Source organism: Sphingomonas sp. 3P27F8 (assembly GCF_005502745.1).
Lineage (GTDB): Bacteria > Pseudomonadota > Alphaproteobacteria > Sphingomonadales > Sphingomonadaceae > Sphingomonas.
Genome location: NZ_SCNL01000026.1, coordinates 25,432 through 31,931, shown reverse-complemented (window position 1 = coordinate 31,931; position 6,500 = coordinate 25,432). Strand labels below are relative to the sequence as shown.

5 protein-coding genes and 1 pseudogene are annotated in these 6,500 nt (G+C 59.8%); 4 read left to right on the top strand and 2 right to left on the bottom strand.

The window, feature by feature from the left end; genetic code table 11:
- Positions 1-31: 31 nt before the first annotated feature.
- Together FFS35_RS19025 and FFS35_RS19020 are read right to left on the bottom strand one after the other, a co-directional pair.
- Positions 32-574 carry a recombinase family protein gene (locus FFS35_RS19025; protein ID WP_137788367.1) on the bottom strand — a complete coding sequence of 181 codons (543 nt, stop codon included), beginning with the start codon at positions 572-574 and terminating at the stop codon, positions 32-34.
- 170 nt (positions 575-744) lie between these two features.
- A complete protein-coding gene (locus FFS35_RS19020) occupies positions 745-1,167 on the bottom strand; it encodes a helix-turn-helix domain-containing protein (protein WP_014072603.1) in 423 nt (140 codons plus the stop codon).
- A gap of 76 nt (positions 1,168-1,243) precedes the next feature.
- Here FFS35_RS19020 and FFS35_RS19015 point away from each other — a divergent pair, with 76 nt between their 5' ends.
- From FFS35_RS19015 to FFS35_RS19000, 4 genes and pseudogenes are all read left to right on the top strand, one after another.
- The gene (locus tag FFS35_RS19015) at positions 1,244-1,639 is read left to right on the top strand and encodes a mercuric transporter MerT family protein (RefSeq protein WP_014072602.1); all 396 of its coding nucleotides are present in this window, start codon (positions 1,244-1,246) and stop codon (positions 1,637-1,639) included.
- A gap of 12 nt (positions 1,640-1,651) precedes the next feature.
- Positions 1,652-1,981, top strand: coding sequence for a heavy metal-associated domain-containing protein (locus FFS35_RS19010; RefSeq protein ID WP_004213249.1), 330 nt, complete (start codon positions 1,652-1,654; stop codon positions 1,979-1,981).
- Between the two features lie 37 nt (positions 1,982-2,018).
- Positions 2,019-3,437: a mercury(II) reductase gene (gene merA / locus FFS35_RS19005; protein ID WP_004213247.1), complete on the top strand. Its 1,419-nt coding sequence runs from the start codon at positions 2,019-2,021 to the stop codon at positions 3,435-3,437.
- Positions 3,438-3,528: 91 nt separating this feature from the next.
- Positions 3,529-6,465, top strand: a pseudogene (locus FFS35_RS19000) (Tn3 family transposase); the annotation flags it as partial.
- Positions 6,466-6,500 lie beyond the last annotated feature (35 nt).

Sequence of the window (6,500 nt, the reverse complement as noted above, 5' to 3'; positions counted from 1 at the left end):
CCCTCGGTCATGACCGAGGCCATGGACGTGCTCAATCAGCATTTTGCCAATGCTGCCTGATCCCCAGACGGGGTGACGCTGCCCGGCCGTCACCAATGTTTGCAACAGAGCCCAGATCGGCAATCATCTCATCCGAGAGCGACCGTTTCCGCCCCCGATAGGCGCCGCGCTGCCGAGCGATCGCAATGCCTTCGCGTTGCCGTTCGCGGATCAGGGCGCGCTCGAACTCAGCAAACGCACCCATGACCGAGAGCATCAGATTGGCCATCGGGGAGTCCTCCCCCGAGAAGGACAGGCTTTCCTTCTCAAACTCGATCCGGATACCTCGCTTGGTGAGGCCCTGGACCAGCTTGCGCAGGTCATCCAGATTGCGGGCCAACCGATCCATGCTGTGGACGACGACGGTATCGCCTTCGCGGGCGAAAGTGAGCAGAGCCTCAAGCTGGGGGCGGTTGACGTCCTTGCCCGATGCCTTGTCGGTGAAGGTCCGATCGAGCGACTGACCTTCCAATTGGCGATCCACATTCTGATCGAACGTGCTGACCCGGACATAGCCGATCCGTTGCCCCTTCACTGCGCACTCTCTCCATCAAAATGTCAGGTTGAAATCTATGATACGCAACGACATTCGTCAACAAATTCCGTTTAGTACCCTAATCTGACAGAAACCGCAGTACCGCCCTGACGTCCAGTTAGGCTATACTCCAAGCTGACATCACAAAATCAAATCCCTCAAAGATGGCGTCAATTGCCTTGATGGGGTAAAAACTGGAGTGCTTCCAGGATGGGACATTCGGCAACGTCATCTCCAGTGCATCTGGCTAACGTGGTCGCCAGCGTCACCTCTATCTTCTGCAAATCTGCAATGCGGCGGCGGACATCTTCAAGGTGGAGTTCGGTTCTCGCCATAACCTCCGCGCAGGTTTGTGCACCGGTATCGGTGAGCGACAACAATGACCGTATCTCATCCATTGCATAGCCAAGGTCGCGCGCGCGCAGGATGAACTGCAACCTTTGCACCAGTTCCGGCGAATAGACGCGGTAGCCGTTGGAACTGCGAGGCGGCCCCGGCAGCAATCCCACCTTCTCGTAATAGCGGATGGTTTCGAGATTGCAGCCTGTTTTCCGGGCAAGCTGGGCACGCAAGATGCCGACCTGTTGCTCCATGAAAATACCTCTTGAGTCTGTAGTGGCTACAGAGCCTACACTGCGAATCACTCAGTTGGAACAAGGGATTCAAGCCATGGTCTCAACGCCGGAAGCGGGACAGCCAGCCCTCACCGAAAACCACGAGCCGAAGCAGGCAAACTGGGTTGCGGCGGGCGCATTGATCGGCGCGGGGCTCGCCTCGGCTTGCTGCGTCGTCCCGCTACTGTTGGTTATGCTCGGAATTTCCGGCGCGTGGATCGCCAACCTGACGGCGCTCGAACCTTACAAGCCCTATGTCGCAGGCGTAACGCTCGCGCTGCTCGGCTACGGCTTCTGGCATGTCTATTTCAAGCCGAAACCGCCCTGTGAAGACGGTTCCTACTGCGCTCGTCCACAATCGGCTTGGACCACCAAGGCGGTGCTGTGGCTGGGCCTTGCCGTCGCCATCCTGGCGCTCACCATCGACTGGTGGGCACCCTGGTTCTATTGAAAGGAAATACCCATGAAAAAGACAGTATGTATCGCTATGGCCGTGCTGGCTATGGCTGGCGGCGGGGTCGCCTATGCAGTTAGTGGCACGGCGCAAGATCGCCCCGCGGCTACCGCAACCGCTCAGAAGCAAACCACCTTTGCCATAGAGAACATGACCTGCGCCACCTGCCCGATCACCGTGAAGAAGGCGATGGAAGGCGTCGCCGGGGTAACGGCGGTCACGGTCGATTTCGCAGCCAAGACCGCGCGCGCAACCTATAACCCGCGCCGCACCAATGCTGCTGCGATTGCCGCTGCATCAACCAACGCGGGTTATCCGGCGCGCGCTATTCAAAACTGAGCGGGGCGCCGCCAGCGCCTCAAGAAAGCGATAAGCAATGAACGACTGTTGCAACCGCCCCGGGCAGGAAGGATTTGACGTGGCCGTCATCGGCGCGGGTTCTGCCGGGTTCTCCGCCGCGATCGCCGCTGCCGATCTGGGCGCGAAAGTGGCGCTCGTCGGTCACGGCACGATTGGCGGCACCTGTGTCAATGTTGGCTGCGTTCCTTCCAAGACGCTGATCCGCGCCGCCGAAGCGGTGCATGGTGGGCTTGCCGCCGCGCGCTTTCCCGGCCTTGGGGGCGCTGTCCAGATGGATGACTGGTCCGTATTGGCGGCGTCGAAGGACGATCTTGTCACGACGCTGCGCCAAAAAAAATATGTCGATCTGCTGCCCGCCTATGACGGTGTGAGCTATATCGAGGGCAAGGCACGCTTTGCCGATGGTGCGCTGATTGTCGGCGATGCGCCCATGAAGGTCGGCAAGGTCATATTGGCGATGGGTGCGCACGCCGCCGTGCCGCCGATTCCGGGGATGGACAGCGTGCCCTACCTAACCAGCACATCGGCGCTGGCGCTGGATCGCTTGCCCAAATCGCTGCTGGTGATCGGTGGCGGGGTGATCGGGGTAGAACTGGGACAGATGTTTTCGCGTCTGGGCGTTGATGTCACCATCTGCTGCCGAAGCCGCCTGCTCCCCGAAATGGACCCGGAAGTGAGTGCCGCGCTGAAAAACTATTTGGAAGCCGAGGGCGTGCGGGTTTGCGCAGGTGTCGGCTATCAGCGTATCGCCCAAACACAGAGCGGGGTCGAATTGACCTGCGAGGGGCATTGTGACACCGTCGCGGCGGAACAGGTGCTCATCGCCACCGGACGCCGACCCAATAGCGACGGGCTTGGGCTGGAGGAGCGCGGCATAGTGCTTGCCCGTAATGGTGGAATCGTCGTCGATGACCACCTCGAAACGTCGGTTCCAGGCATTTACGCGGCGGGCGATGTAACGGGACGGGACCAGTTCGTCTACATGGCCGCCTATGGCGCAAAACTGGCCGCGCGCAACGCGGTGACGGGCAACCAATACCGCTACGACAATTCCTCCATGCCATCCGTCGTCTTCACCGACCCGCAAGTCGCCAGCGCCGGCCTCACTGAAACGACAGCACGGGCGCAAGGCCTGGACATCAAGGTTTCGCTGCTCCCGCTCGATGCTGTGCCAAGGGCACTGGCAGCACGCGATACGCGGGGTCTCATCAAACTGATTGCCGACAAGGCGAACGACCGTTTGCTGGGCGGCCAGATCATGGCACCCGAAGGCGCGGATTCGATCCAGACACTGGTGCTGGCGATCAAACACGGCATGACCACCCTGGAATTGGGTGCAACGATATTTCCTTACCTGACCACTGTGGAAGGCCTCAAACTGGCGGCCCAAACGTTTGATAAGGATGTCGCCAAACTGTCTTGCTGCGCCGGGTGATTGCTCGGGGATCAACCGGCAACGAATGGCCTCCCTCCAGTGCAAGCCGCTTTGGTGTCAATTTTGTTATTCGCCTCAGCGGGAGAGCAAAATGGCACGACGCCGACTTCTGACCGGAGACGAGCGCCGGCGCCTGTTCGATCCTCCTGTCCAAGAAACCGCGATCATTGGGCATTATACCCTTTCTGCGGAAGATGTTGAATTGGTTGGGCGCCGCTATGGTCCAGCAAATCGCCTCGGTCTGGCTGCACAAATCGCTTTGATGCGACATCCCGGCTTTGGTCTGCAACCCGAGATCGGGCTTCCCGACGTCATTCTTCAGTACCTCGCGGCACAGTTATTCGTCGATCCTTCCTCCTTCTCTGCATATGGTCAGCGCGCGCAAACCCGTACCGATCATGCCGATCTCGTGGCGCGTTATCTTGGCATACGCCCGTTTCGACGCGGCGACCTGGCACTTGCCCTGAATCTTGCCGCGCAAGCCGCCGAGTATACAGACAGAGGTGAACCGATTGTTCGCGCCCTCATGGTTGGCCTGAAGGGTGAGCGGTTCATTCTTCCGTCAGGCGACACACTGGAACGCGCCGGTCTTGCTGGCCGGGCACGCGCACGCAAAGCTGCCGCAGCCGCAATCGTCGAAGGCCTCAGCTCTGCTGAACTGACACGGCTAGACGAACTCGTAATCAACAACCCGGATTTCGGCATGACACCGCTGGCGTGGTTGCGTAATTTCGAAGAAGCCCCGACTGCGGCCAATATCAATGGCTTGCTTGAGCGCCTGCGCTATGTTCGCGGCATAGGTATCCACCCGGTAGTTGGGGGCGCCATTCCGGAATTCCGCTTTGCCCAATTTGTCCGCGAGGGCGGCGTGGCACCGGCATTCCTGCTTTCGGATTACAGCGTCAATCGCAGGCGGGCGACGTTGACGGCCGCAGTGATCGACCTTGAGGCCAGACTTGCCGATGCCGCGATCCAAATGTTTGACCGACTTATCGGCGGCATGTTCACGCGCGCGCGGCGTGGGCGCGAGCGTCGCTACCAAGATAGTATTCAGTCGGTGGGGCAACTCATGCGGCTGTTTGGCGCCACGATTACAGCACTTGATGAGGCTGTCCAGAATGGCGGCGATCCGCTCGAATTGATTGACGAAGCGGTGGGCTGGCACCGGCTTGTTGCGGCAAAGGCCCAAGTAGATGCCCTTGCTGATCTTGCCGGCGAGGACGCACTGGTAACGGCAACCGAGCGTTACGCCACGCTACGGCGTTTCAGCCCGGCATTTCTGGACGCCTTCACCTTCAAGGCGTCTGGAACAGGGACGGCACTGATCAAAGCCATCGATGTCATTCGCGATGCGAACACACGAAAGTCGCGCGACCTTCCCGATGGCGTTCCACTGCCATTCCCCAATCGGCAGTGGAAGCGTCTCATCACCGAAAGCGGCCGTATCGACCGCCGACGTTATGAAATTGCGATCATGGCAACCTTGCGTGATCGTTTGCGCGCCGGTGATGTATGGATCGAGGGAACCCGCAACTATCAGCGCTTCGATGCCTATTTGCTGGGTCGGCGCGACGCCGCCAAAGTGGCGGATGTGCTTCCGTTCGATTCAAATGCTGCATCCTACCTCGCTGACCGGGCACGAAATCTTGACTGGCGGCTGCGCCGATTTGCCAAGCAGTTGAAAACAAACAAGCTTGAGGGAGTGTCGCTCGAACGAGACCGGCTCAAGCTTCAGCAAATGCCGCCTGTCACCCCACCGGAAGCTGAAGCCCTCGATCGCAAGCTCGATACCCTGCTTCCCCGCGTGCGCATCACCGAGCTGCTGCTTGAAGTCGCCGAACGCACTGGTTTTTTGAACGCATTCCGTGACCTGCGCTCAGGCAAGGAGCACGACAACCCCAGCACGGTACTCGCCGCAATTCTGGCTGATGGCACCAACCTCGGGCTGGAGCGGATGGCCAATGCCAGCGAAGGCGTCAGCTATGCCCAACTCGCATGGACCCACAACTGGTATCTTTCACCCGAGAACTATCAGGCCGCGCTGGCCATGATCATCTCAGCCCATCACGAATTACCCTTCGCGCGGCATTGGGGCGCTGGCACCAGTTCGTCGTCCGATGGCCAGTTCTTCCGGTCGGGGCGGAGCCGTTCAGGGGCGGCGGACGTCAATGCCAAATATGGCGCCGAACCTGGCGTGAAAATCTATTCTCACCTTTCCGATCACTTCGCATCATTCGGATCACGGATCATGTCCGCGACGGCAGGTGAAGCGCCTTACGTGCTCGACGGGCTTGTCCTGGGCGCCGGCAACCTTCCGTTGCATGAGCACTATACCGATACCGGCGGCGCCACCGATCATGTTTTCGCACTCTGCCACCTACTCGGGTTCCGCTTCGCGCCCCGGCTGCGCGATATTGGCGACCGCAAGCTGGGTTCGATCGCTGCGCCATCGACATACAAGGGCATCGAAAATCTGATGGGCCGCACCATCAAAACGGCAGCGATCGAGGCCGATTGGGATGACATCGTCAGGATTGTCGCCTCAATCAAGGATGGCACGGTGGCGCCGTCAGTAATCTTGCGAAAACTTGCCGCCTACAAACGCCAGAACAGGCTGGATTTTGCATTGGCTGAACTGGGCCGTATCGAGCGCACTTTGTTCACGCTCGATTGGCTTGAACAACCGGAACTGCGACGTGCCTGTCAGGCCGGTCTCAACAAAGGCGAGGCGAGGCACACGCTTGCCGCCGCCATCTATACCAACCGGCAGGGTCGGTTCACCGATCGCTCGCTGGAAAATCAGGAATTTCGCGCATCTGGGCTGAACCTGCTGATTGCGGCGATTTCCTACTGGAACACGGTCTATCTCGACCGGGCCGCCCAGCACCTCAACGCTGTCGGCACGACGTTCGATGCGGCACTGCTTGCGCACCTTTCTCCGATGGGCTGGGCGCACATCAGTCTGACCGGCGATTACCTCTGGGAGCAGGCCAGGCGACTTCCAGCAGGTGAATTCCACCCACTCAACGAGCCAATGGCGCGGTTGCGGGGCGACAACCACGG

Bases quoted from the DNA above. Each gene is read 5' to 3' on its own strand.
- FFS35_RS19020 (WP_014072603.1), bottom strand. From the start codon at position 1,167: ATGGAGCAACAGGTCGGCATCTTGCGTGCCCAGCTTGCCCGGAAAACA.
- FFS35_RS19015 (WP_014072602.1), top strand. From the start codon at position 1,244: ATGGTCTCAACGCCGGAAGCGGGACAGCCAGCCCTCACCGAAAACCAC.
- FFS35_RS19010 (WP_004213249.1), top strand. From the start codon at position 1,652: ATGAAAAAGACAGTATGTATCGCTATGGCCGTGCTGGCTATGGCTGGC.
- merA (WP_004213247.1), top strand. From the start codon at position 2,019: ATGAACGACTGTTGCAACCGCCCCGGGCAGGAAGGATTTGACGTGGCC.